25 protein-coding genes are annotated in these 25638 nt (G+C 70.2%); 16 read left to right on the forward strand and 9 right to left on the reverse strand.

Annotation, left to right across the window (positions count from 1 at the left end; all coding sequences use genetic code 11):
• The first annotated feature begins 103 nt into the window (after positions 1-103).
• Positions 104-1288: a GAF domain-containing sensor histidine kinase gene (locus AB0G04_RS41390; RefSeq protein WP_360995299.1), complete on the forward strand. Its 1185-nt coding sequence runs from the start codon at positions 104-106 to the stop codon at positions 1286-1288.
• Between the two features lie 11 nt (positions 1289-1299).
• Here the strand turns inward: AB0G04_RS41390 and AB0G04_RS41395 are convergent, their stop codons facing one another.
• Entirely contained in the window at positions 1300-1704 is a 405-nt protein-coding gene (locus AB0G04_RS41395) for an ATP-binding protein (RefSeq protein WP_360995302.1), read from the reverse strand.
• Positions 1705-1802: 98 nt separating this feature from the next.
• On the opposite strand from AB0G04_RS41395, the gene AB0G04_RS41400 reads away from it, so the two are divergent.
• From AB0G04_RS41400 to AB0G04_RS41415, 4 genes are all read left to right on the forward strand, one after another.
• Complete coding sequence (locus AB0G04_RS41400) at positions 1803-3770, forward strand: ATP-binding protein (RefSeq protein WP_360995304.1); 1968 nt, start codon at positions 1803-1805, stop codon at positions 3768-3770.
• Between the two features lie 8 nt (positions 3771-3778).
• Positions 3779-6016 (forward strand): formate C-acetyltransferase, encoded by a 2238-nt coding sequence (pflB, locus tag AB0G04_RS41405; RefSeq protein WP_360995307.1) that lies wholly within the window; start codon positions 3779-3781, stop codon positions 6014-6016.
• Positions 6013-6747, forward strand: coding sequence for a pyruvate formate-lyase-activating protein (pflA, locus tag AB0G04_RS41410; RefSeq protein WP_360995310.1), 735 nt, complete (start codon positions 6013-6015; stop codon positions 6745-6747). Before pflB ends, pflA begins: the two co-directional genes overlap by 4 nt.
• A 123-nt stretch (positions 6748-6870) precedes the next feature.
• Positions 6871-7074, forward strand: coding sequence for a hypothetical protein (locus AB0G04_RS41415; protein ID WP_360995313.1), 204 nt, complete (start codon positions 6871-6873; stop codon positions 7072-7074).
• A 65-nt stretch (positions 7075-7139) separates the two neighbouring features.
• Here the strand turns inward: AB0G04_RS41415 and AB0G04_RS41420 are convergent, their stop codons facing one another.
• Positions 7140-7787, reverse strand: coding sequence for a response regulator transcription factor (locus tag AB0G04_RS41420; RefSeq protein WP_360995316.1), 648 nt, complete (start codon positions 7785-7787; stop codon positions 7140-7142).
• Between the two features lie 142 nt (positions 7788-7929).
• Here AB0G04_RS41420 and AB0G04_RS41425 point away from each other — a divergent pair, with 142 nt between their 5' ends.
• From AB0G04_RS41425 to AB0G04_RS41450, 6 genes are all read left to right on the forward strand, one after another.
• On the forward strand, positions 7930-9501 hold the full coding sequence (locus tag AB0G04_RS41425) for a GAF domain-containing sensor histidine kinase (RefSeq protein ID WP_360995369.1): 1572 nt from the start codon (positions 7930-7932) through the stop codon (positions 9499-9501).
• A 48-nt stretch (positions 9502-9549) separates the two neighbouring features.
• A complete protein-coding gene (locus tag AB0G04_RS41430; protein WP_360995318.1) occupies positions 9550-10506 on the forward strand; it encodes a nitroreductase in 957 nt (318 codons plus the stop codon).
• 64 nt (positions 10507-10570) lie between these two features.
• Positions 10571-11272: an energy-coupling factor ABC transporter permease gene (locus AB0G04_RS41435; protein WP_360995321.1), complete on the forward strand. Its 702-nt coding sequence runs from the start codon at positions 10571-10573 to the stop codon at positions 11270-11272.
• Entirely contained in the window at positions 11269-11604 is a 336-nt protein-coding gene (locus tag AB0G04_RS41440) for a PDGLE domain-containing protein (RefSeq protein WP_360995324.1), read from the forward strand. The genes AB0G04_RS41435 and AB0G04_RS41440 overlap by 4 nt, the downstream gene beginning before the upstream one ends.
• Positions 11601-12350 carry a cobalt ECF transporter T component CbiQ gene (cbiQ, locus tag AB0G04_RS41445; RefSeq protein ID WP_360995327.1) on the forward strand — a complete coding sequence of 250 codons (750 nt, stop codon included), beginning with the start codon at positions 11601-11603 and terminating at the stop codon, positions 12348-12350. Before AB0G04_RS41440 ends, cbiQ begins: the two co-directional genes overlap by 4 nt.
• A 4-nt stretch (positions 12351-12354) precedes the next feature.
• On the forward strand, positions 12355-13104 hold the full coding sequence (locus AB0G04_RS41450) for an ABC transporter ATP-binding protein (RefSeq protein ID WP_360995330.1): 750 nt from the start codon (positions 12355-12357) through the stop codon (positions 13102-13104).
• Positions 13105-13211: 107 nt separating this feature from the next.
• Here the strand turns inward: AB0G04_RS41450 and AB0G04_RS41455 are convergent, their stop codons facing one another.
• A complete protein-coding gene (locus AB0G04_RS41455) occupies positions 13212-13664 on the reverse strand; it encodes a peptidoglycan-binding protein (RefSeq protein WP_360995333.1) in 453 nt (150 codons plus the stop codon).
• A gap of 242 nt (positions 13665-13906) precedes the next feature.
• Entirely contained in the window at positions 13907-16342 is a 2436-nt protein-coding gene (locus AB0G04_RS41460) for a phosphoketolase family protein (protein ID WP_360995336.1), read from the reverse strand.
• Positions 16343-16660: 318 nt separating this feature from the next.
• Here AB0G04_RS41460 and AB0G04_RS41465 point away from each other — a divergent pair, with 318 nt between their 5' ends.
• Positions 16661-16996, forward strand: a complete 336-nt coding sequence (locus tag AB0G04_RS41465; RefSeq protein ID WP_360995338.1) for a hypothetical protein — start codon at positions 16661-16663, stop codon at positions 16994-16996.
• 76 nt (positions 16997-17072) lie between these two features.
• Here AB0G04_RS41465 and AB0G04_RS41470 read toward each other — a convergent pair whose 3' ends face one another.
• Together AB0G04_RS41470 and AB0G04_RS41475 are read right to left on the reverse strand one after the other, a co-directional pair.
• Positions 17073-17987 (reverse strand): TIGR01777 family oxidoreductase, encoded by a 915-nt coding sequence (locus AB0G04_RS41470; RefSeq protein ID WP_360995341.1) that lies wholly within the window; start codon positions 17985-17987, stop codon positions 17073-17075.
• Positions 17984-18742, reverse strand: a complete 759-nt coding sequence (locus AB0G04_RS41475) for a DUF2071 domain-containing protein (protein ID WP_360995344.1) — start codon at positions 18740-18742, stop codon at positions 17984-17986. The genes AB0G04_RS41470 and AB0G04_RS41475 overlap by 4 nt, the downstream gene beginning before the upstream one ends.
• A gap of 258 nt (positions 18743-19000) precedes the next feature.
• Between AB0G04_RS41475 and AB0G04_RS41480 the strand changes: the two genes are divergently transcribed.
• The 4 genes from AB0G04_RS41480 to AB0G04_RS41495 are packed head-to-tail and all read left to right on the forward strand — an operon-like array spanning position 19001 to position 21421.
• Entirely contained in the window at positions 19001-19237 is a 237-nt protein-coding gene (locus tag AB0G04_RS41480; protein ID WP_360995347.1) for a hypothetical protein, read from the forward strand.
• Complete coding sequence (locus AB0G04_RS41485) at positions 19234-19797, forward strand: hypothetical protein (protein WP_360995349.1); 564 nt, start codon at positions 19234-19236, stop codon at positions 19795-19797. Before AB0G04_RS41480 ends, AB0G04_RS41485 begins: the two co-directional genes overlap by 4 nt.
• 8 nt (positions 19798-19805) lie before the next feature.
• Positions 19806-20111 carry a hypothetical protein gene (locus AB0G04_RS41490; protein ID WP_360995352.1) on the forward strand — a complete coding sequence of 102 codons (306 nt, stop codon included), beginning with the start codon at positions 19806-19808 and terminating at the stop codon, positions 20109-20111.
• The gene (locus tag AB0G04_RS41495) at positions 20111-21421 is read left to right on the forward strand and encodes a hypothetical protein (RefSeq protein ID WP_360995355.1); all 1311 of its coding nucleotides are present in this window, start codon (positions 20111-20113) and stop codon (positions 21419-21421) included. Before AB0G04_RS41490 ends, AB0G04_RS41495 begins: the two co-directional genes overlap by 1 nt.
• Positions 21422-21475: 54 nt before the next feature.
• Here AB0G04_RS41495 and yicI read toward each other — a convergent pair whose 3' ends face one another.
• From yicI to AB0G04_RS41510, 3 genes are read right to left on the reverse strand one after another with little or no spacing between them, the layout of a single operon-like run.
• Positions 21476-23734: an alpha-xylosidase gene (gene yicI, locus AB0G04_RS41500; RefSeq protein ID WP_360995357.1), complete on the reverse strand. Its 2259-nt coding sequence runs from the start codon at positions 23732-23734 to the stop codon at positions 21476-21478.
• A 9-nt stretch (positions 23735-23743) separates the two neighbouring features.
• Positions 23744-24628, reverse strand: a complete 885-nt coding sequence (locus AB0G04_RS41505; RefSeq protein WP_360995360.1) for a carbohydrate ABC transporter permease — start codon at positions 24626-24628, stop codon at positions 23744-23746.
• Complete coding sequence (locus AB0G04_RS41510; protein WP_360995363.1) at positions 24625-25524, reverse strand: sugar ABC transporter permease; 900 nt, start codon at positions 25522-25524, stop codon at positions 24625-24627. The genes AB0G04_RS41505 and AB0G04_RS41510 overlap by 4 nt, the downstream gene beginning before the upstream one ends.
• Between the last annotated feature and the right edge of the window lie 114 nt (positions 25525-25638).

Genomic DNA, 25638 nt, shown 5'->3' on the forward strand with positions numbered 1-25638 from the left:
GCGGGTATTTATCCGCGGCCGACTCCTCAAGACGGAACCGCGAACGGCCGAAAGGAGGAGTCGCGGCGGAGAACTCCGTCTCGTCTGAGGAACGGATGCAACTGTGAGCGCAGTAGGGGAAGACGCCCGCCTCATGGCGGTGCACAGCTATCACCTGCTCGACGCCCCACGCCCGGTCGTGCTCGACGAGCTGACCCGGCTGGCCGGTGCCGTCCTCGGTACGCCCATGGCCACGGTCGCCCTGATCGGCGCCGACCGGGAGTGGTTCGCCGGCAAGACCGGGATGCCCGGTGACGGCGGACCGCGGGCCACCTCCTTCTCCGGGCGGGTGGTCGACTCCCTCGAGCCGCTGGTCGTCGAGGACACCCTCACCGAGCCGCGCTACCGCACGTGGGGCAGTGTGCTGGGCACACCCAACATCCGGTTCTTCGCCGGGGTGCCGCTGGTCGACGAGGACGGGCACACGATCGGCGGCATGTGTGTGCTCGACGACAAGCCGGGCGCGGCCGGGGACCGGCAGCTGGACCTGCTGCGGGCGATGGCCGGGCAGGCCGCCGGCCACCTGGCGGCGCTGCGTGACCGGCAGCTGCTGGCCGAGGTCGGTGACGAGCTGTCCCGGGCGATCAGCCGGGAGGAAGACTTCGTCGCGACCGTGTCGCACGAGTTGCGTACCCCGGTCACCACCATCCAGGGCTATCTGGAGCTGCTTGTCGACAACGAGGAGCTGGCGCCGTACCGCCGGCTGATCAAGCCGATCCAGCGCAACGGTGAACGTCTGGTGCGGATGGTCGACCACCTGCTGGCGGGCACCCGCCCGGCCGGCTCGCCGCTGCCACTGCTGCGGGCCAGCACCGACCTGATCGCGGTGGCCGAGGCGGCGATGGCGTCGTGCCGCGGTCAGGCCGCACAGCGCGAGGTGCCGGTGGTGATCGAGGCGGGGCCCGGCCCGTTCGCGGTGCCGGGCGACTTCACCCGGCTGAGCCAGGCAGCGGAGCATCTCGTACGCAATGCCGTGATCTTCAGTGCCGAGGGGCAGACCGTGACCATCCGGGTGAGCGGGGGCACCCTCGAGGTCGCCGACGCGGGAGCGGGTATCCCGGCCGACGAACTGCCGCACGTCGTCGAGCGGTTCTACCGCGGCCGTTACGCCCGCGACGAGGCCGTTCCCGGGGTGGGCCTGGGCCTGAGCATCGCCGACCGGATCATGCGCGCGCACGACGGCGTACTCACCGTGCGGTCCGCCGGGCCGGGCCGCGGGACCGTCGCGAGGATGACCGTCCCGAAGTGATCATTCGCCGCTCAGCACCGGACCGGCCCTGGTTCTCCGTCTGACCCGGTCAGCTCGACCCGGACGCGCTTGCCGCCCTGGTAGTTCTCCACGCTCCAGCCGGCCGACAGGGCCTCGATCAGGGCGATCCCCCGGCCGCCGATACCGTCCGGGTCACGCCGCCGGGGCACCACCGAGGAGCCGTCGGCGACGGACACGATCACCCGGTCGCCGTGTGCCTCCAGTTGCAGGGAGACACAGCCGCCGCCGTGCCGGACGGCGTTGGTGACCAGTTCACTGACCACGACGGAAGCCGCGTCGAGCCAGTCGGCATCGTGGAAGCCCCAGCCCTCCAGGACCGCGGTCACGGCCCGGCGGGCGGCAGCGGGGGCACCACGGTCCAGAGGGACGTCCAGGTGGGCGGTGAGCTCACTCATGTCAAACCCCGAAAGTCGCCTGCGTGCCGACGCACAGTACCCGGCTTCCACCAGCGACGAAACCTCTGCCGCATTTATTATGATTTAGGGTTGTACGCATGGCATCGGTGCTGGTGGTCGAGGACAACCCGGAACATCAGGCGGTGATCGCCGAGGTGGTCCGCCGGCTCGGCCACCGGGCCACCCTGGCCGGGGACGGCCGCGAGGGTCTGGCCGCCGCCGTGGCCGAGCCTCCCGACCTGGTCGTCGCCGACGTGGACATGCCACACCTCGACGGCATCCGGATGTGCCGCGCGCTGCGCGAGCACCCGGCCACCGCCACCGTGCCGGTCGTGCTGATCACCGCCTACCTGCCACCCGGCGACACCACCCTGGCCGAGGCCGAGGCCGACGCGGTGGTGCCCAAACCGTTCAGCGTCAGGGAGCTCAGCGAAACCCTGCGGACCTGCCTGGAATCGCCGCCGCCCCGGCACGACCCGGCCTTCACCGAGGCGCTGCTGCGCAGCCTCGACGCCGGAGTCGTCGCCTGCGACCTGGACGGCCGGCTCGTGGTGATCAACCAGGCGGTCCGGGACTTCTTCGGCGACGAGAGCCTCGGCGTGCCGGCCCGCGACTGGGCCGAGCGGTTCGGGCTGCGCCGCCACGACGGCAGCCCGCTCCCACCCGACGAGGTGGCGCTCTACCGGGCCCTCGGCGGCGAGGAGATCCGGCACGACGGCGTGCTCGCCCACGACCGGCAGAACCGGCGCCGCTGGTTCGCGATCAACGCCCGGCCGGTCCGCGACGCCGGCGGCAACATCCTCGGCGCGGTCGCGGCGGTGCACGACGTCACGGCCGAACACCACCAGCACCAATACGAGCGGTGCAAGACCGAGGTGCTCAAGGCGCTGATCCACGCACCGGACACCGACCGGGCCGGTACCGAGGTGCTGCGGGCCATCTCGGCCGAACTGGGCTGGCCGTACCTGCGGTTGTGGCTGGTGGACCCGGTCACCCACCGGCTGCGGCCGGCCGCCACCCACCTCGCCGAGGGCGCGCCGACCGTACAGCTGCCTCCGGTCCTGGATCGTGGTGAGGGCCTGGCCGGAACCTGCTGGGAGACCGGCGAGCCGCTCTGGGTGCCGGACCTGCGGGCCCCGGACGTGCCCGTGATGATCGAGGCCGAGCACTACCGGGCCGCGGTGGCCGTGCCGGTACGCAGCGCCGACAACGTGATCGGCGTGCTCAGCGTCCTGACCGTCGAGCACCAGGAACCCGACCCGGGCCTGACCGTGCTGCTCAGCGGCATCGCCGCATACATCGGCGGCTACCTGGAGCGGCGCCGGGCCGAGGAACTGGCCCACCAGCTGGCGGCCAGCATCGGTGAGTACATCGCGCTGGTCGGCCACGAGCTGCGCACCCCGCTCACCTCGATCGGCACCTACACCGACCTGATCGCCGAGGAGGCCGACGACACCACCGTCGGCGAGGTCCGCGAACTGCTCGGGGTGATCGAGCGCAACAACGCCCGGCTGCGTTCGCTCGTCGAACGGCTGCTCGACCTGTCCGCGCTGGAGGCCGGCCACGCCCAGCTCACCATCGGCGACGTGGATCTGGCCGCGATCGTCATCGAGGCGCTGCCGGACGCGCCGATCCGTACCGACCTGCCGGACCGCCTCATCGTCCGGGGCGACCGGGCCCGGCTGCGGCAGGTCGCCGAGAACCTGATCGGCAACGCGGTCAAGTACAGCCCCGAGGGCGCGACCGTGCACGTGACCCTGACCGCCGACGACGACGCCGCGGTCCTGACGGTCAGCGACGCCGGCATCGGCATCCCGGCCGCGGAACGCGACCGGCTGTTCGCCCGCCTGTACCGGGCCACCAACGCGCGGCACAGCGGCATCCCGGGCGCCGGGCTCGGGCTGGCGCTCAGCCGCACCATCGTCGAGCTGCATCGCGGTGCCATCACGCTGAGCGGCAACGAAGGCGGCGGGACGGTGGCCACGGTCCGGCTGCCCCGCCGGACCGGGACTTCCGGCCCTGCCCGCCCGGGCACCCTCGACGAGACGCTGGGAGGGAACCACTAGGAGGGGTCATGGGAGGAAACATGGACGCGTGGCGCGGCTTCGCGGGCACGACGTGGCGCACCGGGATCGATGTGGCCGCGTTCATCCACGACAACGTGCGGCCGTACGACGGCGACGCCGCCTTCCTCGCCGGGCCGACCGAGCGCACCACCGGCATCTGGGACAAGCTGTCCGCGATGTTCGTACGGGAGCGCGCCGACGGCATCTACGACGCCGACGTGTCGACCCCCTCGACGATCACCGCGCACGCACCCGGTTACATCGACCGGGACGCCGAACTGATCGTCGGCCTGCAGACCGACGCCCCGCTGCGCCGGGCGATCATGCCGTTCGGCGGGCTGCGGATGGTCGAGACCGGTCTCGCCGCGTACGGCCGGGAACTCCCCGCCGACATCAAGAAGATCTTCACGACCTACCGCAAGACCCACAACGAGGGCGTCTTCGACGCGTACCCGGCCGACGTGCTCGCGGCCCGCCGGTCGCACATCATCACCGGCCTGCCCGACGCGTACGGCCGCGGCCGCATCATCGGCGACTACCGCCGGGTGGCGCTCTACGGTGTGGACCGCCTGATCGCCTCCCGGGTGGAGATCAAGAAGTCGCTGAACGACCGGCGGTCGGTCGCCGACGTGATCCGCGACCGGGAGGAACTTTCCGAACAGATCCGCGCGCTCGGCGAACTCAAGGCGATGGCCGCCTCGTACGGCTTCGACATCTCCGGCCCGGCGGCCACCGCGCAGGAGGCCGTCCAGTGGCTCTACTTCGCGTACCTGGCCGCCACCAAGGAGCAGAACGGCGCGGCCATGTCGCTGGGCCGCACCTCCACCTTCCTCGACGTCTACCTCGCCCGTGACCTGGACGAGGGCCGGATCACCGAGGAGTTCGCCCAGGAGCTCGTCGACGACTTCGTGATCAAGCTGCGGATCATCCGGTTCCTGCGCACCCCCGAGTACGACGAACTGTTCTCCGGCGACCCGACCTGGGTGACCGAGTCGATCGGCGGCATCGGGGCCGACAACCGCCCGCTCGTCACCCGGACCAGCTTCCGCTACCTGCAGACCCTCTACAACCTGGGGCCCGCGCCCGAGCCGAACATGACGGTGCTCTGGTCGCCGCGCCTGCCCGGGGGTTTCAAGGAGTTCTGCGCGCGGGTCAGCATCGACACGAGCAGCATCCAGTACGAGAACGACGACCTGCTGCGTCCCTACCTCAGTGACGACGCGGCGATCGCCTGCTGCGTGTCCGGGATGCGGGTCGGCAAGGACATGCAGTTCTTCGGGGCCCGGGCCAACATGGCCAAGGCGCTGCTGTACGCGATCAACGGCGGCCGCGACGAGATCAACGGCGCGCAGGTGGCACCGGCGACGGCGTCGCTGGGCGGGGACGTCCTCGACTACGACGAGGTGTTCGAGGCCTACGACCGGACGCTCGACTGGCTCGCCGAGATCTACGTCGACGCACTCAACGTCATCCACTACATGCACGACAAATACGCCTACGAGCGTCTCGAGATGGCGCTGCACGACTACCCGGTGCACCGGTTCCTGGCCACCGGCATCGCCGGCCTCTCGGTCGCCGTGGACAGCCTGTCGGCCATCAAGTACGCCCAGGTCAAGCCGGTCCGGGACGAGACCGGGCTGGTCGTCGACTACGAGGTGGACGGCGACTACCCGACGTTCGGCAACAACGACGACCGGGTGGACGCGATCGCGGTGGACCTGGTCGACCGGTTCATGGACAAGATCCGCCGGCAGCCGATGTACCGCGGCGCCGAACCGAGCCTGTCCGTCCTCACGATCACCTCGAACGTCGTCTACGGCAAGCACACCGGCAACACGCCCGACGGCCGGCGGCTCGGCGAACCGTTCGCACCCGGCGCCAACCCGATGAACGGGCGCGACAAGCACGGGCTGGTGGCGGCCGCACTGTCGGTGGCGAAGCTGCCGTACCGCAGCGCCCGCGACGGCATCTCGCTGACCATCACCTCGACCCCGGACGGTCTCGGCCGTACCAAGGACGAGCAGGCCGCGAACCTGGTCGGCGTCCTCGACGGCTACACCGACGGGCACGGGTTCCACATGAACGTCAACGTGCTCGACCGGGCGACCCTGGAGGACGCGATGGAGCACCCGGAGAAGTACCCGCAGCTCACCATCCGGGTGTCCGGCTACGCGGTCAACTTCGTCCGGCTCACCAGGGCTCAGCAGCGCGACGTCATCTCGCGCACGTTCCACGGCTCGCTGTGACCGTCACCGGGAGCGTGCACTCGTACGACGTCTCGACCGGCGTCGACGGGCCGGGAACGCGATTCGTCGCGTTCCTGGCCGGGTGCCCGCTGCGCTGCCAGTACTGCCACAGCCCCGACACCTGGTACCGGCGCAGCGGGCACCCGATGGACGCCGACGAGCTGATGGCCGAGATCGCGCGGTACGAGCGTTTCATCAAGGTCGCGCGGGGCGGCGTCACGGTCTCCGGTGGCGAGGCACTTCAACAGCCCGATTTCGTACGGGAGATCTTCACCCGCTGTCACGAGAAGGGGATCCACACCGCCCTCGACACGAGCGGATACCTCGGTGCCAAGGCGCCCGACGAACTGCTCGACGTGACCGACCTGGTGCTGCTGGACATCAAGGCCGGCGACGAGGAGACGTACCACCGGGTGACCCGGACCGGAACACTGGCGCCGACGGTCGAGTTCGCGCACCGGCTGGCCGGGCGCGGCATTCCGATCTGGGTCCGCTTCGTCCTCGTTCCCGGTCTGACCGACAGCGTCGAGAACGTGGACGCGGTGGCCGCGATCGCCGCCGCCGTCCCGACCGTCGAGCGGGTCGAGGTTCTGCCGTTCCACCGTCTCGGCGCCGCGAAGTACGCCGCCCTCGACCAGCCGTTCCCCCTGGCCGGCACGCCCGCCCCGTCCCCGGAACTGCTGGACCGCGTCCGGGCCCAGTTCCGGGCGCACGGCCTGAGCACGTACTGACCGGCCGTTCAGCCCGCCCCGGCCACCCGAACGGCCGGTCGGCGGGCAAACGTCGCCCGGCCCCAGGCGGACGGGTGTGGACTCGCGGTGAACCGGCGGACCACACCTGCGAGGGGTATCCACATGAAGACATCGACCCGTGTCACGACGGCCGGCCTCGGGACGGTCGCCGCACTCCTGATCGCCGCGGGACCCGCGGTCGCGGCCGCCGGCTGCCCGGCCCCCCGAGGCTGCCCGGGCGATCCCGGTGCGGCCCGGAACGCGGCGCCGATCACCATCCCGGTCAATCTGGTCGGCCTCGCCGGCGCCGGTCAGGTCACCCGGTAGCCGCCTGGGGCACGGCCGTACCCCAGGCATGCCTCAACGCTCCCGCGGCTCGCGGGCGACGATTCTCAGCGGTGGGAGGGATGATCGCCGAGCAGCTTGGTGGCCAGGACCGCGGCCTGGGTGCGGCGCTCGAGCCCGAGCTTCGCCAGCAGACTGGACACGTAGTTCTTGACGGTCTTCTCGGCGAGGAACATCCGGCCGGCGATCTCCCGGTTGGTGAGCCCCTCGGCGACGAACTCCAGGATGCGGCGTTCCTGGTCGGTGAGGGACGCGAGCTCGCGGGGCTGTTCGACGCCGTTGCGGATGCGCTCCAGGACCCGCTGGGTGACGGCCGGGTCGAGCAGGGACTGCCCGGAGGCCACCCGGCGGACCGCGTCGACCAGGTCGGTGCCGCGGATCTGCTTGAGAACGTACCCGGACGCACCCGCCATGATCGCGGCGAACAGGGCCTCGTCGTCCTCGTACGAGGTCAGGATCAGGCCCTTGATCGACGAGTCGACGGCGCGGATGTCGCGGCAGACGTCGATGCCGTTGCCGTCCGGCAGGCGCGCGTCGAGGACCGCGACGTCGGGCCGCAGTGCCGGGATGCGCCGGGCCGCCTCCTGGGCGGAGCCGGACTCGCCGACCACCTCGATGTCGCCGCCGGCCTGGAGCAGGTCGACGAGGCCGCGGCGGACGACCTCGTGGTCGTCGAGGAGAAAGACTCGGATCATGTCCTATTCCTATCCTGGGATGGTCCCGGTCCCCCAGGGCCGAAGGTCCCGGCGATAACCTTGTCGCGTGGCCGAAGGATCGACACCCTCGCTCGGACTGACCCCGCTGTCCCGTGTCCGTCTCGACGAGTTGCTGCAGGAGATGCAGAACCGGGTCGGCGACATCGTCACGAGCCGGGAGAGACTTCGTGCCCTGCTGGACGCGGTCGTCGGAATCGGCACCGATCTCGACCTTAACAGCACGCTCCAGCGGATCGTGGAGGCCGCGTGCGCGCTGGCCGACGCGCGGTACGGCGCTCTCGGTGTGCTCGCGCCGGACCGCAACAGCCTGTCCGACTTCGTCACGACCGGCATCGACCCGGCGGCGCATGCCAAGATCGGCGACCTGCCGCACGGCCGGGGTGTGCTCGGTCTGCTGATCACCGAGCCGAGACCGGTCCGGCTGCCGGACATCACCCGTCATCCCAACTCGTACGGCTTCCCGCCGAACCACCCGCCGATGCACAGCTTCCTCGGCGTCCCGGTGCGGACCCGGGAGCAGATCTTCGGCAACCTCTATCTGGCCGAGAAGCGGACCGCGGCCCAGTTCACCGAGGACGACGAGGAGATCGTGGTGGCGCTGGCCGCGGCGGCCGGTGTGGCGATCGACAACGCCCGCCTCTACGAGCTGGCCCAGCGGCGGCAGCGCTGGCTGGCGGCCGCCTCCGAGATCACCGGGGTCCTTCTGGGTACGGTCCGGCGCACCGAGGCGCTGCGGCTGATCGCCCGGCGGGCCCGTGAGGTGGCCGACGCCGGGATGGTGCTGGTGCTGCTCCTCGAGAGCGAGAACGACCGCTACCGGATCGAGGTGGTGGAGGGCGGTGACCCGGCGATGACCGGCAAGGTGCTGCCCGCTTTCGACGACTCGTACCGGCTCGTGGAGAACCTTCGGGAGGCCGCCGAGTGGCCGGGTCCGGTGGCGGACGGCCCGGCGCTCGTCGCGCCGCTGAAGAGCAGCCCGCAGGGTGTGCTGATCGTGAGCGGCCCGGCCAGCGCCGACGACGCCGCGCTGCTGTCGACGTTCGCCGACCAGGCGGCGCTGGCGCTGGAGCGGGCCCGCGCGCAGGAGGAGCGCGAGCTGCTGGCCGTCTTGGAGGACCGGGAGCGGATCGCCCGTGACCTGCACGACGTGGTCATCCAGCGGCTGTTCGCGACCGGCATGCAGCTGCAGGGCGCGATGGCCCCGGGCGTACGGCCGGAGGTGGTGAACCGGATCAACGCGGCCGTCGACGACCTGGACGCGACGATCAAGGACATCCGCCGGTCGATCTTCGAGCTGCGGGCCCCGGTCGGTGCCACGCTGCGGACCGAATTACGGGACACGTGTGACGCGGCGCTGGACACGCTCGGGTTCCGGCCGACCCTGGAGACGACCGGGCCGGTGGAGAGCGCGGTGCCGGACGACATCGTGCCGGAGCTGATCGCGGTGCTGCGCGAGGCGCTGTCCAACGTGGCCCGGCACGCGCAGGCGCGCAGTGTGCGGGTCTCCGTCCGGGTCGCCGACCGGCAGGTGGTCCTGCAGGTCGAGGACGACGGGGTGGGCGCCGATCCGGCGCTGGCCCGTGGCGGCCTGGTCAACATGGGTGAGCGGGCCAACGACCTGGGCGGCGCGTTCGAGATCGGCCCGCGGGCCGACGGTCCCGGCACGCTCCTGCTGTGGCGGGTGCCGGTGTAGGACCTTCGGCCCTTAACGGGCCGTGCGGCGGCGGGGCACCGTGGAGACATGACCCGCTACGACTCGTCCGACCTGCGGCGTGCCGCCGCGGCCGGACTCCAGGCCCCCTCCATGTACAACAGCCAGCCGTGGGCGTTCCGCCTGCGGGACGGCGCCATCGAGGTGCTCGCGGATCCGGGCCGGCAGCTGACGGTCGCGGACAGCGGTGGCTGGGCGATGCGGCTGGCACTCGGTGCCGCCACGTTCAACGCCCGGCTGGCGCTGGCGTGGGCGGGCACCCCGGCGGACGTGAGACTGCTTCCGGACAGCACCGAACCGGACCTGATCGCCCGGCTGACGCCGGCGCCGCACCGGGCCCCGACCTACCCCGAACGTGACCTGCACGCAGCGATCGAGCGGCGCTACAGCAACCGGCAGCCGTTCTGGCCGGACCCGGTGCCCGCGGACGTACGGGTACGGATGATCGAGGCGGCCCGGGTCGAGGGCGCCTGGCTGGACCTGCTGGTCGGGATGACCGCGCTGACCGGCTTCTCGGAGATCGCGCACAGCGCCGACCGGGTGCTGCGCCGCGACAACCGGTACCAGAGCGAGCTGATCACCTGGACGGACACCGGGTCGGAGTCGGAGGGCATCCCGGAGCTGGCCGCCGCCACGGTGGCCGAGGCGCACGACCTGATCCCGCAGCGCAACTTCGGCGGTCGGCGGCGGGCACCGGGCCGGGACTACGAGCCGGAGCCGCTGGTCGGCATCCTGGGCACGGCCGGCGACCGCAAGCTGGATCAGCTGATGGCCGGGCAGGCACTGCAGCACGTGCTGCTCACCGCCACCGACGCGGGCCTGGCCAGTTCGCTGATCTCGCAGCCGATCGAGGTGCCGACGGCTCGCGACCAGCTGCGGCGCTCGCTGGGGCGGCCGGGGTTCCCGCAGATCGCGTTCCGGGTCGGGTTCGGCCAGCCGGGGCACCCGTCGCCGCGCCGGGGGGTGGCCGACGTCCTGGTGAGGTGAAGATCATCACTGAGGTAGTTGCCAACTATATGCAACAACCATAGGCGGCGAATATATTGGCGCCATGGACGACGTGCAGGCGATGCACATCGCGAACGGGATCATCGACGGTCCCGTCTCAGCGATCTTCATGGTGATAGCGGTGGCCGGCCTCGCGGTGTGCGTCCGGCGCGCCAAGATGGACCTGGACGACCGGCTGGCGCCGATGGCAGGCCTGGTCGCGGCCTTCATCTTCGCCGTACAGATGCTCAACTTCGGGGTGCTTCCCGGCGTCTCCGGGCATCTGCTCGGCGGCACCCTGGCGGTGATCCTGGTCGGGCCGTGGGTCGGTGCGCTGTGCGTGGCGACGGTGCTGATCGTGCAGTGCCTGGTGTTCGGCGACGGCGGCCTGACCGCGCTCGGGCTCAACATCACCAACATGGCACTGATCGGCGCAGCCGCGGCGTACGTCCTGGTGGCCCTGCTTCTGCGGGTCCTCCCCCGGACCATCGCCGGGCTCGGCGCGACCGCGCTGATCGCCTCGGTCGTCGGCGTCGTGCTCGCGTCGATGGGCTTCGTCGCCCAGTACGCCCTGGGCGGCACCACCGAGCTGTCGCTCGGCGGGATCGCCGCGACCCTGGCCGGCGTGCACACCCTGATCGGCATCGGTGAGGGCCTGATCGCCGCGACCACCGTGGTCACGGTGGCCAAGGTGCGGCCCGACCTGGTGTACGCGCTGCGTGCTTTCCGCAAGCCCCAGTACGCGAAGGCGGGAGCCGCGGCATGAAGAAGTTCCTGATCAGCGGCCTGCTGGTGGCCCTGCTGCTGGCCGGTGTCGTCTCCAGCTTCGCCTCCGGCAGTCCCGACGGCCTGGACCACGCGGCCCGCGAGGGCTGCACCTTCAACGCCGACGACGAGATCACCGGCGGCACCTGCATGGCCCAGCAGGAGCAGGAGCACCAGCTGGCGGACAGTCCGCTCGCCGGCTACGCGTTCCGCGGCATCGACAACGAGTACCTGGCGACCGGCCTGTCCGGTGTGGCCGGCGTGCTGATCACGTTCGCGATCGGCGGCGGTCTCTTCTGGGTGCTGCGCCGGCGCCCGCGGACCGACGGGTGAACTCACTGCATCTGAGCGGGACGAGCCCGGTGCACCGGCTCTCCCCCGAGGTGAAGATCATGGCGGTGCTGCTCTTCACCGTCGTCGTGGTCCTCACCCCGCGCGAGGAGTTCGCCGCGTTCGCCGGGTTCGCGGTCCTGCTGGGGCTGGTCGCGGCGGCCGCCCGGGTGCCGGCCGGCTGGCTGCTCAGGCGTGCCACGATCGAGCTGCCCTTCGTGCTGCTCGCCGTGCTGCTGCCGTTCTTCGGGCACGGCCCGCGGGTGGACTGGCTGGGCCTGTCGCTGTCGGTCGAGGGCCTCCACGGCGCGTGGAACATCTTCGCCAAGGCCACCCTGGGGGTGCTCGCCTCGCTGCTGCTCGCCGCCACGACCACGGCCCGCGACCTGATCCACGGCCTGGACCGGCTGCGCTGCCCGACCGTGATCACCCAGATCATGACGTTCATGCTGCGCTACGTCGACGTGCTGATCGACGACGCCCGCCGGATGCGCATCGCCCGCCTGTCCCGCGGCTACGATCCCCGTTTCCTCTGGCAGGTGAAGGCCTTCGCGGTCGGTGTCGGCGCGCTGTTCCTGCGCTCGTACGAGCGCGGCGAACGCGTGTACCTGGCCATGCTGTCGCGCGGTTACACCGGCCGGCTCCCGTCGCCGGCCGCCGGTCCGGCCGCCGCCCGGGAGTGGGTGTTCTCCTCGGCGCTGCCGGTCGCGGCCGCCGGGATCGCCGTCGCGGCCGTCGTCCTAGCATGACCCCATGACCGCGGCGCTCAGGATCACCGGCCTCACCTTCGCCTACCCGGACGGGCGGCAGGCGCTGCACGGCGTCGACCTCACCCTCGCACCAGGCGAGCGGGTCGCGCTGCTGGGGCCCAACGGCGCCGGCAAGACCACCCTGGTGCTGCACCTCAACGGCATTCTGCACGGCGGCGAGGGCCGGGTGGAGATCGGCGGGCTGCCGGTCACCCCGGGCGATCGCCGGGCGATCACCGAGATCCGCCGCCGGGTCGGCGTCGTCTTCCAGGACCCCGACGACCAGCTGTTCATGCCGACGGTCGCGGAGGACGTCGCTTTCGGCCCGGCCAACCTGGGCGTACGCGGGGAGGAGCTCGACAACCGCGTGACCGAGGCGCTCACCGCGGTGGGCATGCTGGAACACCGTGATCAGATCCCGCACCACCTGTCGTTCGGTCAGCGGCGCCGGGTGGCTGTGGCGACGGTGCTGGCGATGCGCCCGGAGATCCTGGTGCTCGACGAGCCGTCGTCCAATCTGGACCCGGCCAGCCGGCGCGAACTGGCCGGGATCATCGCGTCGTTGCCGGTGACCGTGCTGATGGTGACGCATGATCTGCCGTACGCGCTGGAGCTCTGCCCCCGTTCGGTGATCCTGGACGGCGGCCGGATCGTCGCCGACGCCCCCACCGGCGAGCTGCTCGCCGACCGCGACCTGATGGCCGCACACCGCCTGGAGCTCCCGTTCGGCTTCAACCCCGCCCAAGCGTGGTGACCGCGGCCCGCCGGCGAGCCGCAACCCACCGCACAGCGGAGAAACACAGCCGAGCGTGGTGACCCGCGGTCCGTATCGAGCCGCAGATCACCACGCTCGGCTGGGGATCATGCGGCCCTGGAGAGGGGAGCGGTCTCACGCAGGCCGCTGACCAGTGCCTGCCAGGTCCGCGGGCCGACCACACCGTCGACCTCGACCGGCACGCCGCCGTCGCGGATGGTCCGCTGCAGGTCGCGGATCGCCGCCTCGGTCTTCGGCCCGTAGATGCCGTCGGCGCCGTCGAGGGCGAATTCTTCCTGCAGGCCGCGCACCGCGCTGCCACGCATCCCCGGCCGTACCGGCACCAGCAGCGCATGCCACGTGGCGGCGTCGACCACCCCGGTGTCGGGCAGGTTCTTGGCCCACTGGACGGCGCGTACCGCGGCGCCGGTCTCGGAGCCGAAAACCCCGTCAACAGTGACCGTGTGACCATGGGCGAGCAGCAGGTACTGCAGCGTCTGCACCGGGTGGTCGGTGGAGCCCTGCCGGGTCGTCGGCCAGGGGTTCAGGGTGGCGGTCATACGGGGGTCCCCTTCCTCATCGTCGAGCGACGGGTATTTGCTCCCCTCACTTTCGCTTCCCGCGCCGATGATTGAAAGGGTGAGACAGGTCTCGACCGAAGTTTCCCAGGAAAACATTTCCAGCGGCTGACCGATTCGCGAACTCCAATGGGCAAACCGCGCGCGAATCTGTGAATTCGCGCGCGGTAACGCTCATCTGCGTGCACCCCGTAGTGGGATTTCCCACCGCGAAGATCACCGGATCAGTGCTCGGCCCAGTCGCCGAGCGACCAGTCGCGTACCTCCGGCATGTCCTCGAGGTGTTCCACCACGTACGCGTCGTGCTTGACCAGCTGCGCCTCGCACCAGGCTTTCACCTCGGTCGCGCCGGCGGGCAGCCGCCTGGCGTTGTTGATGGCGTCGATCACCAGGTGATAACGCGAGGCCTTGTTCCGGACGGTCATGTCGAACGGGGTGGTCGTGGTGCCCTGCTCGATGAAGCCGCGGACCCGGAACCGGTCGGCGTCCGGCCGGCCGTGCACCAGCTGGTGGATGGCGCCCGGGTAACCGTGGAAGCTGAAGACGACATCGACGTGGTCGGTGAACAGCTCCCGGAACATGGTCTCGCTCATGCCGTGCGGGTGGTCCTTCGGCCGCGGCAGGGTCATCAGGTTGACCACGTTGACGACGCGGACCTTCAGCTGCGGCAGCTTCTTCATCAGGATCTGCGCGGCCGCCACCGTCTCCATCGTCACCACGTCGCCGGCGCAGGCGAGGACGATGTCCGGGTCGCGGTCGCCGTCGTCGGTGCCGGCCCACTCCCAGATGCCGGCGCCCTTACGGCAGTGTTCGATCGCCTGATCCATGTCGAGCCACTGCAGCTGGGGCTGCTTGTCGATGACGATCAGATTGACGTACGACCGCGAACGGAAGCAGTGATCGGCGACCGACAGCAGGGTGTTGGCGTCCGGCGGCAGGTAGACGCGGGCCACGTTGCCGCGCTGGTTGAGCACCACCTGGATCAGACCGGGACCCTGGTGCGAGAAGCCGTTGTGGTCGTTACGCCAGGCGGTGGAGGTGAGCAGGATGTTGAGGCTGGGCACCTTGGCCCGCCACGGCAGGTGCGACGCCTCCTGCAGCCACTTACCGTGCTGGACCGTCTGCGACGCGCTGACCATGGCGAACGCCTCGTACGTGGCGAACATGCCGTGCCGGCCGGTCAGGTTGTAACCCTCCAGCCAGCCGTGGCAGTTGTGCTCGGACAGCACCTCCATGACCCGGCCGGTATTGCTCAGCTTCACGTCGTCGCTGGTGACACCCTCCATGAAGGCGCGGTCGGAGACGTCGAAGACGGCGCCGAGCCGGTTGCTGTTCGTCTCGTCCGGGCAGAACAGCCGGAACCGGTCCGGGTTGCGCGAGTAGATGTCGCGCATCATCTCGCCCAGCTTGCGGGTGGACTCGGCACGACCCTCCGCGGGCCGCTTCACGTCGACCGCGTAGTCGCGGAAGTCGGGAAGGTCCAGGTCCTTGGTGAGCAGACCGCCGTTGGCGTGCGGGGTGGCGCTCATCCGGAGGTCTCCGGGCGGGGCCAGGTCGCGGATGATCTGCACGGGGGCGCCGGTGGCGTCGAAGAGCTCGTCCGGCCGGTACGACCGCAGCCACTTCTCCAGCTCGGCGAGGTGCTCGTCGTTGCCCTTGACGCCGGAGAGCGGGACCTGATGCGAACGCCAGCTGCCGGTCACGGTGATCCCGTCGATCTTCTCGGGACCGGTCCACCCTTTGGGCGTACGCATGATGATGAGAGGCCACCGCGGACGGGAACCGTCCCACTCGCCGTTGCGCGCCGCCGCCTGGATGCTCCTGATCTTGCCCCAGGCCTCGGCCAGCAGCGCCGCGAACCGATGGTGCATGCCGGGCAGGTCCTTGCCCTCGATCTCGAGGACCTCGTAGCCGTGACCCTCGAGGAGTTTGCGCACCTCGGCCGGGTCCTTGCGGGCCAGCACGGTCGGGCCGGCGATCTTCGCCCCGTTGAGGTGCAGGATCGGCAGGACCGCGCCGTCGTGCACCGGGTTCAGGAACGAGATGCCCTTCCACGAGCCCTCGAGAGGACCGGTCTCGGCCTCGCCGTCGCCGACCACCGCGATCGCCAGCAGGTCCGGGTTGTCCATCACCGAACCGAACGCGTGCACCAGCACGTAGCCGAGCTCGCCGCCCTCATGGATGCTGCCGGGCGTGGTCACCGACACGTGGCTGGGGATGCCACCGGGCGAGGAGAACTGGCGGAACAGGCGCAGCAGGCCGCCCTCGTCGAGGCCGACCTTCGGGTAGACCTCCGAGTAGGTGCCCTCCAGGTATCCGGCGGCGACCAGGGCCGGGCCACCGTGGCCGGGGCCGGCCAGATAGATGGCCTGCTGCCCGGTGTGCTTGATCAGCCGGGACACGTGGGCGTAGACGAACGACAGGCCCGGACTGGTCCCCCAGTGGCCGAGCAGGCGCGGCTTGATGTGCTCCGAGGTGAGCGGCTCCCGCAGCAGCGGATTGCCCTGCAGATAGATCTGGCCGACGGTCAGATAGTTGTTGGCCCGCCACCAGGCGTCGAGACTCTCCACCTCGGCATCGTCCGGAGCGGCGAGCTTCCGCAGGAGTTCCTGCTGGTCGAAGGTGGCGGTCCGGTTGTCCGAAACGGCGGTCACGGTCATTCCTCTCGGATGGTCTTCTCGAGTTCCTGACTGGTCACGATCAACGTATCGGCGGCCGAAATCAGCGGCACGGGTCTTTCGGCCCCTCCGTCCGGGACGTTACCCACGCCGATGTACGGCATGCGCCGACCGGCATGTCATGCCCGGAAACGGTCGGTGACCTGCTTCTGCACGGAGCCCCGACCTGGGCGACTCCCCATGGAGACACTTCTACCAGGATTCGCCGGTGCTCCGGGTCACCCCTGCGGAATGGCACCTGAACCCGTCGCCCGCGATGACCACGGGCCGGACGGCCCCGGCGTGCCAGACTGGACGGCGATGGTGAACCCCACGGACGACCCGCACATCCACGTCGAGGCCGGCATGCGCTCCGGCGCGGCGGCACGCAACATGCTCGCGGCCACGTTCGGTCTGGTCAGCGATCTGCCGCCGGAGGTCTCGACCGGGTGCGGCCGGCTCGTCCCGCGCGCCATGACGTCCGCGGTCCCGGAGTGCGTCACCTGCCTGCCCTGCCGCGAGCACGCCGTCGCCGAGCATCTACGCCGTGCCGACCTGGTCGCCTCCCTGGGCCCGCTGCCGGGTTCCCCGATCGACGTCTCCGACGCCGTCCGGGCCGCCGCCCACCACCGGGATCTGGCCCGCCGCTTCACCTGATCCACATCCCTACGGTCCCGGCTACGCCGCCCCGCTGTCCCCGCTGGCTGCCCACCCGCTACCGGGCGGCGGCGGCTCATGGCCGGGCATTCGCGGCGAGCAGGTCGACGAGGGCCGGCTCCAGGTCGGGGTGGGTGAACTCGAAGCCCGCATCCCGCAAGCGGTGCGGAACGCAGCGGCGGCCGGTCAGTGCCAGCATCGGGTCGGCGCGCATGACGATCGAGCCGAGCCGGACCAGTGGCGCCGGGGCCGGGAGCCCGATCGGGCGGTGCATCGTCCGGCGGAACGCGGCCATCAGGTCGCGGTTGCGCACCGGGCTGGGCGAGGTGGCGTGCACGATGCCGGACAGCGCGGCGTCGTCCAGGCAGCGGCGCACGATCGCGCACATGTCATCGACGTGCAGCCAGCTGATCCACTGATGGCCGCTGCCCATCCGGCCGCCGAGGCCCCACCGCACGAAACCGGCGATCCGGTCGAAGGCGGGCGTCCCGACGTCGAAGACGATGCCGGTCCGCAGCGTGACGCGGCGGATCGCGGGGATGCCGGCCGAGGCCTCCTCCCAGGCCCGTGCGACACCGGCCATCTGCGGCGGGCCGTCGGCCGGTGGGGTGGACTCGTCGAGCACCGGCTCACCGGCGTCGCCGTAGATCGCCAGGGTACTCATCTGCACGAGCACCGGCGGTGGCTCGTCCAGGTCGGCACAGGCGCGGGCCAGTGCCCGGGTAGGTTCGGTCCGGGACCGGGTGAGCAGCTCGATGTTGGCCGCGGTCGCCGGCCGGAACACCAGCTCACCGCAGAGATTGATCAGGGCGGCCCCGGCCAGTCCGGCCGCCCAGGGACCGGCGGTCCGGCCGTCCCAGCGCACATGGCGCCCCCACCGGACCGGCGTGGCCGAGCGGCTGAGGACCACCACGTCGTCGCCTCGGCCGATCAGGTCACGGGCCATCCGCTGGCCGAGCGCGCCGGACCCGCCGGCGATGACGACCTTCATCGGCTCGCGACGGTGGCGAGACCACCGGCGGCCCGTACCGCCATCGACGGAAGGGCTGTCCAGACGGCCGGCACGTCGAGCATGAGCAGCCCGCAGTCGAGTTCCGCGGAACCCGGAGGGAACCGGAGCGGATCGTCGAAGAAGGTGGACCGCACCGAGACCAGCTCGACCGGAGCGACCTGCCAGGCCGGAGTGCTCAGCTCCACTCCGTCCAGGCGGGCCGGGTCGGCGGTGACCGAGTATCCGGAGGATCCGCGGCGGAAGAACTCCGACGCCTGCTCCAGGTCGGGGAACAGGTGGCTCCCTGACAGGGCGGGCGCTGCCCGGACGTGGACGTCGACGCTCGTCGCGTCGGCCGGATCGGTGAACGCGATCCGGAGTTCCGCAGCGCTCTCGTGTGCCTGGAACCGGCTGAGACGGTGCCGTCCCGGGAAGAGCCGGCCGCCGGCGAGGGCGTTGATCCGGGAGCCGGTGTCGCGCCGCGGGATGTAGACGCCGTGCGCGACGCCGTCGGGGGTATCCCACTCGACCGCGATCCGATGGGCGGCGTTCTCACTGCCCGGCCCGAACGGCAGGGGCGCGGACAACGGCCGCGTCCGGCCGAGCCGGATCAGGCAGATGCCGGACACCGCCCACCCGTCGACGATGTGCGGCCGCAGGGGGGCGGGCACCATCCGGGCGGTGATCCCGGGGTCGGTGCGGTAGTTGATCAGAAGCCGTCGCTCGATCCGGCTTGCCAGGCGCGGGGTCCTCATCTCGATCCTCCTAAGGTGCTGACCACCCGACTTGAGCGGTCGCTCAAATGGAGTCTAAGCCAGTTTGAGCAAGTGCTCAACCAGAGCTGGGGTCACCCTCGACGGGAGTTGAAAGGTCAGACCCGCCGCGCGGAACGCAGCCGAGCCCCGACGTCGACTTCCATGGATGGAACCGGCGGAGCAGAGTGAACCGGAACCGAGCCACCGGCGTTCACTCCAGCGACGGGGCCGACGCACTCGAGACGGGGAGAAGCGTTCATGGCACAGGACCCTTGGCAGCCAGAGGTGGACGTGCGCTCACCGGACCGGTCCGTACGCCTGCTAGCCGACCGGACGGGTCAGCTGCGGGTCGAACTGCGGGATCTGCACCGGCACACCGACGACTCCCTCGCCGGCCAGGTCCGGGCCGCCGCCCGGGTGGCACTGGCGGCGTTGCAGGCCGAGCCGGGTTCTGGCGATCGCGCCGACAGCCATGACGGCCGGAGCCGGTGGTGAACCGGCCCCGCCCCGTCCTGATCGCGGTCCTGGCAGCCGGGGTCCTGGCCGCCGGCGGCCTGCTGTGGTGGGGACTGCTCGGCAACCGGTCACCCTGGGTGCCGACCTGCACCGACCTGGCTCCGGGCCTGCAGGCCGAACTGGGCGGCGGCTGGACGGTGACGGACCCCGACGAGTACCGCGCGAGAAGCGGCCACCGGTCATCCTCGACGTGCGTGATCTCCTTCGTCACGGCCGACCAGAAGTACACCGGCACCATCGACATGTTCACCGTCGGTTCGTCCGACACGGAGACCGCACGCCGCGAGGTGGAGAGCTACGGGTGCGGGAAAGCCGGTGCCGACATCCCTGCCACACAGGACTACCACGCGTTCGGCATCTGCTCCTCGACCAACAACTCGTACTCGCGTGCTTCCGTGCATGCGGCAAAGGACTATCGGCGCGTCACCGTCTCCACGAAGGTCAACGTGCGTGAGGACGAGCCGGGCGCAGCGGCGTACGCGCAAGATCTCAGCCGCCTGGTCGCCGACAGAGCTCTGACGATCGCCGAGCCTGATTAGGAGCTTCGATGCCCGACCTGAAGCGCTACTACGCGGCTGTCGAGGACATCCGCGCGACCGGCAGGTCACCCGACGATGCCGTCACCGTCACTCGTGAGCCGAACGGCGAGATGGACGTGTGGATCCGGCCCGGCACACTTCGTCGTCTGAACGACGACGAGATCGCCGCCGCGATCCGCGCGGCGCTGCTCGCCACGCTGGCCGACCATCGACGCCAGTTCATCGAGGTCCGGACCAGGTACTTCGGCTCGCCGCTCCTCGTCACCCCCTTCACACCGCCCGAGCCGCCGTCCACACGATCCGGGGAGTCGTGATGACCCAGCCGACCCTGCGCGTCGAGATCCGGGCCCTGGTGGCCTACGGCACCGAACGCTTCGAGGACGCGGTCACCTGCGGCGCGATCCATCGCTACCTCAACCATGTCGGCGGTATTCCCACCAGTGCGTGGGGCACGCTGCCCGGCGTCTCCGACAAGCTCGCCCGGGACTGGCGGACGGCCCTGGAATACCGGGTCGACGAGGCGATCGACGCCCGCAACGAGATGGAACAGCTCGCCGACGTGCTGATGCAGATCGCCGCGGACATCGAGGGCACCGACATCGTCAACGCCACCAGCTTCGACCTCGAGAACCAGGACCTCACGCCGTATCTGCCCACCGCGGCCGGCTACAGCACCCAGGTCCGGAGCCGGCCCGGCGGCGCCGGGATCGTCGCCACCCCGCGCGATCAGCACAATCGCGACGAGCGTCCGCCGCTGGTGATCCCGCCGGAGAACACCCGGCTCGCCTCCGTGGGCAACGAGGTGCTGCCCAGCACCAGGGTCGTCGAGGAGCCCATCACTCTGGGTACCGGCACCGGCGAGGACCTGACCATCAGCGGTGGCCGCACCACGTATTTCGAGAACGGTGGCGGCGACGCCCTCGACCGGTTCGTTCAGGAGTACCGAGGGAATCTGCTGCTCCTCGAAGCGATGCTCGTCGAGATCGGCTCCGGCCTGCGCATGCCGCTCTCCGACCTGATCATGAATGCCTGGTCCAGTTCCCCGGAGACCATCCGTAACCGAGCCGATCTGCTGCACTCGGTCGCCAACAGCTACGAGACGGTGCGGGTCAACATGGAGGAGGAGACCAAGAATCTGGCTTTCTACTGGGACGGCATCTCCTCCGACGCCTTCACCAAGCACGGGCTGAGCCGCAGCACCTGGATCGGGCAGATCAAGGCGCAGACATCCTGGCTCGCCGAGGAGGGCAAGAAGGCCGCGACCATGCTGGAAGGGCTCCGCAACGCCTACGCGTCCGCGGGGTACGAGCGCATGGACAGCCTCCTGGCCGCCATGCAGGAGTACGCGAGCCGGGTGCGCGGGTTGTTCAGCCCGTGCTCCAAGGCGGAAGAGAAGCTTCTCGACGTGGCCGGTGCGTTCATCACCTTCCTGGTCGAGTCCGAGAGGCGCGCGATCGATGAACTCGTTCAGCTGATCAAGATCGACGAGCAGGAGCGCAAGGAGCGTCCCGACCTCGGCACCCGAGGCCACGATGCCCTGCCGCCCCCGGCTCCGGCGGTGGGCGGCAGCGCCTGGGCCGATCGCGGCGGCTGGTCGCCGAACCCGAAGCGTCCGGCACTGTGAGACGAAAGGCACCCGGCTGCGCCGGTGGGCGGAGCCGGGCGTTTCCGTGTGCTGCTAGCCCAGCGTCAGGGTGCAGCTGTCCTGGTCCGCGGACAGGTCGGTGACGACCTCGCCGATCCGGACGCGCCAGGGCAGGGCGTCGCCCATCCGGCCGACCACGATGCGTGAGCCCTCGCGGGAGACCGTGAACACCGTGTCGGTAGCGTCCAGGCCGGGGACGACGACGGCGGTACGGCCCTCGGCCGGTTCGAAGAGGTGCAGCGTCACCCCGTCGCGGTAGTCGTAGTCGGGACGGTCCTCGCGGGCGCCGACGGCCAGGACCGTACCGGGACGGACCAGCAGCGGAGCCGTGTCGAAACCGTGGGTCTCGGTCACCCAGGCCGGGCCGTCGACGACCTCCGCCGTACCGCCGGCCGGCAGATAGCGGGTCCACCGGCCTGCCGGCACGTAGTAGGAGACCTCGCCCTCGGCTGAGAAGACCGGTGCCACCAGCAGGTTCTCGCCGAGCATGTACTGCCGGTCGAGATGGGTGACGGCCTGGTCGCCGGGGAACGCCACGGCCATCGGGCGCATCACCGGCAGGCCGGTTCGATGCGCTTCGACGGCGGCTCCGTAGATGTACGGCATGAGCCGGTGCTTGAGGTGGGTGAAGGACCTCAGCACGTCGACGGATTCCTCGTCGAAGAGCCACGGCACCCGGTACGACGAACTGCCGTGCAGCCGGCTGTGCGACGACAGCAGGCCGAACGCCACCCAGCGCTTGAACACGGCCGGGTCGGGCATGCCCTCGAAACCGCCGATGTCGTGGCTCCAGAACCCGAAGCCGGACGACATGAGGGACAGGCCGCCGCGCAGGCTCTCCGCCATCGACTCGAAGGTGCTGGAGTTGTCGCCGCCCCAGTGGACCGGGAACTGCTGGCCGCCGACGGTCGCCGAACGGGCGAACAGCACGGCCGCGCCCTCGCCCTTGACCTCACGCAGCACGTCGAACACGACCTGGTTGTAGAGCTGCGCGTAGTAGTTGTGCATCCGTTCCGGATCGGAGCCGTCGTGCCACACCACGTCGGTCGGGATCCGTTCGCCGAAGTCCGACTTGAACGCGTCGACGCCCATCTCGGCCAGGCCGCGCAGCTTGGCGGCGTACCACTCGCGGGCTGCGGGGTTGGTGAAGTCGACCAGGCCCATCCCGGCCTGCCAGAGGTCCCACTGGAAGACGTCGCCGTTGGGTCGTCTGACCAGGTAGCCGTTCTCGGCACCCTCGGCGAAGAGCGGCGAGCGCTGCGCGATGTACGGGTTGATCCACAGGCAGGTGCGCAGTCCCCGGTCGGCGAGCCGTTTGAGCATGCCCGGCGGGTCGGGGAAGACCCGCGAGTCCCACTCGAAGTCGCACCAGTTGAACTCGCGCATCCAGAAGCAGTCGAAGTGGAACACCGACAGCGGCAGGTCGCGGTCGGACATGCCGCCGACGAACTTGTTGACGGTCTCCTCGTCGTACGAGGTGGTGAACGAGGTGGTCAGCCACAGGCCGAAGGACCAGGCCGGCGGCAGCGCGGGACGGCCGGTCAGGGCGGTGTACTTGCGGATGATGTCGGCCGGGGTGGGACCGTAGATGACCAGGTAGGACAGCCGCTGCCCGGCGACGCTGAACTGGGTGCGGGTGACCATCTCGGAGGCGACCTCGAAGGACACCTTGCCGGGGTGGTCGACGAGTACCCCGTACCCGCCGTTGGTGAGGTAGAACGGGACGTTCTTGTAGGCCTGTTCGGAGCTGGTGCCGCCGTCCTCGTTCCAGATGTCGACGGTCTGACCGTTCTTGACCAGCGGCCCGAACCGCTCCCCCAGGCCGTAGACGACGTGGCCGACGCCGAGGTCGAGCTGCTCGTGAAGGTACTGACCGTCGGGGCCGGAGGCGACGCCCATCCCCTTCCAGCCGCTGCCGGTGAGCCGGCGGCCGTCGGCGAGGAAGTCGAGCGCCCAGTGGTCACCGTCGGAGAACCGGGCCGTCAGCGCGCCGGAGGTGATCGACGTGCCGTCGACCGACACGTCCACTGATTCCTGCGATATCGCGAAATTCGGGAACCTGGAGCGCTCTCCCTGGTAGTTCTCCACGGTCACCCGGATGACGTCGGGGGCCGGTGCCGTGCACGTGACGGTGATGAGGGGCGCGTTGAGGGTGTCACCGCGGTGCTCGATCCGCCGGGTCGCCGCCCACGCGGTCAGCGAGTCCGGACCGGGCCGGGTGTCCTGCAGGTGCACGGGGTGCAGCACGGTGAAGCCCTCGCGCTTGCGCCAATAGCCGTCGGTGAACTTCATGACAGTCCTTTACTTGATGGCGCCGGCGGCGATGCCGCGCGTGAGGGTCCGCTGGAAGATCAGGAAGAAGAGCATCGCGGGGACGATGCCGATCAGGGCCGAGGCGCTGGTCGTGGTGGCGTCCATCATGCGGTCGCCCTGCAGGACACCCAGGGCCACCGGAACGGTCTGGTTGTCGTTGGAGACCAGGAAGATCAGCGGCAGGAAGAACTCGTTCCACGTCCAGATGAAGAAGAACGTGAACAGCACCGCGAGGGTGGGCCCGCTGACCGGCACCACGACCCGCCACAGCGTGCGCCACTTGCCGGCACCGTCGACGGCCGCGGCGTCCAGCAACTCCCGGGGGAACTCGGCGTAGACCGAGGTGAGCAGGTACGTGCCGAAGGCGCTCTGGATGACCGTGAAGATGATGACGATCGCGATGAGGCTGTCGTAGAGGCCGGCCTCCTTGGAGATGTAGTACAGCGGGTAGACCAGCACCTCCTGCGGCAGCAGGTTGGCGACCAGGAAGAACACCAGGAACCAGACCCGCCCGCGGACGCGGCCGATACCGAGGGCGTACGCGTTGAGGATGGACAGCACGACGCCGAGCACCGCGACGGCCAGGCTGGTGATGAAGCTGTTCCAGAGCTTCTGGCCGAAGTCCACCCGGTTCCAGAAATTGACGATGCCGTCCCAGTAGAGGCTCACCGGCACCGACAGCGGCCCGTTGGCGGCGTAGTCGGCCGGGCTCTTGAACGCGTTGACGGCGATCACCAGCAGCGGCCCGACCAGCAGCAACAGCAGCACGAGCAGCGCGCCGAGGACGACCCACCGGACCGGGTCACGGTGCTTGAGAGCGTCCGGCGCCGTCGACTGCGGCGCCTTGCTCACGGACGGAAGGACGGCGGTCATCGCAGCTCCTCCGAGCGGTGCTGGAGACGGAGGAACAGGAAGGCGAGGATCACGATCAGCACGGTCAGCACCGTGGAGATCGCCGACCCGTATCCGACCTGGGCCTTCTCGAAGAAATTCTTGTACGCGAAGTAGGACGGCACCAGGGTGGCGTTGCTCGGCCCGCCCTTGGTGAGCACGAAGACCTGGCCGAAGATCTTCAGCGCGGCGATGGTCGTGGTCACCAGCACGACGTAGAACTCGGGCCGGATCATGTGCACGGTGATCTTGCGGAATCGCTGCCACCACGTGGCGCCGTCCAGGTCGGCGGCCTCGTAGAGGGACGGATCGATGCGCGACAGCCCGGACATGAACATGACGATCGGGTAGCCGAGCTGGAACCAGATCATCACGGCCATCACGCTGTACAGCGCGTAGTTCTCGTCGCCGAGCCAGTTCTTCGCCAGGCCGCCGAGCCCGGCCGATTCGAGCATCCGGTTCAGCGCGCCGTAGCTCGGATGCAGGATCCAGCTCCAGACGATGCCGGTCACCGCGACCGGCAGCACCTGCGGCAGGTAGTACCCGGAGCGGAACAGTCCGGCCCACCGGTCACCGAACCGCTTGGCGACGTAGTCGAACAGCACGGCGGCCAGTACCAGCCCGAGCAGGGTCGGAATGACTGCCATCGCGAAGACCAGCAGGCCGATGTTGCCGAACGACTTCCAGAACAGCGTGTCGCCGAAGAGCCGGGTGTAGTTGTCGAACCCCACCCAGCGGGGATCACCCACGCCGGTCCACTTGGTGAAACTGACGTACACCGTCATCACGAGCGGTACCACGATCACCGCAAGTGAGGCGAGCACGCCGGGAATCAGATACACCGCGTAGCCGCGGTTACGCACTGCACGACCGGCCATGCCGGGGCCCCTTCCGTCGCGGGGGGGGGGCGGGGGGGGGGCCCCCCCCCCCCCCCCCGGCCGATAGGGGGGGGGGGCGCGTGGCGGTTTTTTGGGGGGCGGAATGCGGGAGGA

This window comes from Actinoplanes sp. NPDC023801 (genome assembly GCF_040639655.1).
In the GTDB taxonomy this organism is placed as follows: Bacteria; Actinomycetota; Actinomycetes; order Mycobacteriales; family Micromonosporaceae; genus Actinoplanes.

What these genes read in the sequence shown, in the direction of transcription:
- AB0G04_RS41435 (WP_360995321.1), top strand. Translation starts at nt 10,571, where the DNA reads ATGGACGACGTGCAGGCGATGCACATCGCGAACGGGATCATCGACGGT.
- AB0G04_RS41415 (WP_360995313.1), top strand. Translation starts at nt 6,871, where the DNA reads ATGAAGACATCGACCCGTGTCACGACGGCCGGCCTCGGGACGGTCGCC.
- AB0G04_RS41505 (WP_360995360.1), bottom strand. Translation starts at nt 24,628, where the DNA reads ATGACCGCCGTCCTTCCGTCCGTGAGCAAGGCGCCGCAGTCGACGGCG.
- AB0G04_RS41490 (WP_360995352.1), top strand. Translation starts at nt 19,806, where the DNA reads ATGCCCGACCTGAAGCGCTACTACGCGGCTGTCGAGGACATCCGCGCG.
- AB0G04_RS41460 (WP_360995336.1), bottom strand. Translation starts at nt 16,342, where the DNA reads ATGACCGTGACCGCCGTTTCGGACAACCGGACCGCCACCTTCGACCAG.
- pflB (WP_360995307.1), top strand. Translation starts at nt 3,779, where the DNA reads ATGGGAGGAAACATGGACGCGTGGCGCGGCTTCGCGGGCACGACGTGG.
- AB0G04_RS41450 (WP_360995330.1), top strand. Translation starts at nt 12,355, where the DNA reads ATGACCGCGGCGCTCAGGATCACCGGCCTCACCTTCGCCTACCCGGAC.
- yicI (WP_360995357.1), bottom strand. Translation starts at nt 23,734, where the DNA reads ATGAAGTTCACCGACGGCTATTGGCGCAAGCGCGAGGGCTTCACCGTG.
- AB0G04_RS41510 (WP_360995363.1), bottom strand. Translation starts at nt 25,524, where the DNA reads ATGGCCGGTCGTGCAGTGCGTAACCGCGGCTACGCGGTGTATCTGATT.
- AB0G04_RS41455 (WP_360995333.1), bottom strand. Translation starts at nt 13,664, where the DNA reads ATGACCGCCACCCTGAACCCCTGGCCGACGACCCGGCAGGGCTCCACC.
- AB0G04_RS41430 (WP_360995318.1), top strand. Translation starts at nt 9,550, where the DNA reads ATGACCCGCTACGACTCGTCCGACCTGCGGCGTGCCGCCGCGGCCGGA.
- AB0G04_RS41420 (WP_360995316.1), bottom strand. Translation starts at nt 7,787, where the DNA reads ATGATCCGAGTCTTTCTCCTCGACGACCACGAGGTCGTCCGCCGCGGC.
- AB0G04_RS41425 (WP_360995369.1), top strand. Translation starts at nt 7,930, where the DNA reads ATGCAGAACCGGGTCGGCGACATCGTCACGAGCCGGGAGAGACTTCGT.
- AB0G04_RS41440 (WP_360995324.1), top strand. Translation starts at nt 11,269, where the DNA reads ATGAAGAAGTTCCTGATCAGCGGCCTGCTGGTGGCCCTGCTGCTGGCC.
- AB0G04_RS41495 (WP_360995355.1), top strand. Translation starts at nt 20,111, where the DNA reads ATGACCCAGCCGACCCTGCGCGTCGAGATCCGGGCCCTGGTGGCCTAC.
- AB0G04_RS41400 (WP_360995304.1), top strand. Translation starts at nt 1,803, where the DNA reads ATGGCATCGGTGCTGGTGGTCGAGGACAACCCGGAACATCAGGCGGTG.
- AB0G04_RS41395 (WP_360995302.1), bottom strand. Translation starts at nt 1,704, where the DNA reads ATGAGTGAGCTCACCGCCCACCTGGACGTCCCTCTGGACCGTGGTGCC.
- AB0G04_RS41475 (WP_360995344.1), bottom strand. Translation starts at nt 18,742, where the DNA reads ATGAGGACCCCGCGCCTGGCAAGCCGGATCGAGCGACGGCTTCTGATC.
- AB0G04_RS41470 (WP_360995341.1), bottom strand. Translation starts at nt 17,987, where the DNA reads ATGAAGGTCGTCATCGCCGGCGGGTCCGGCGCGCTCGGCCAGCGGATG.
- AB0G04_RS41480 (WP_360995347.1), top strand. Translation starts at nt 19,001, where the DNA reads ATGGCACAGGACCCTTGGCAGCCAGAGGTGGACGTGCGCTCACCGGAC.
- AB0G04_RS41465 (WP_360995338.1), top strand. Translation starts at nt 16,661, where the DNA reads ATGGTGAACCCCACGGACGACCCGCACATCCACGTCGAGGCCGGCATG.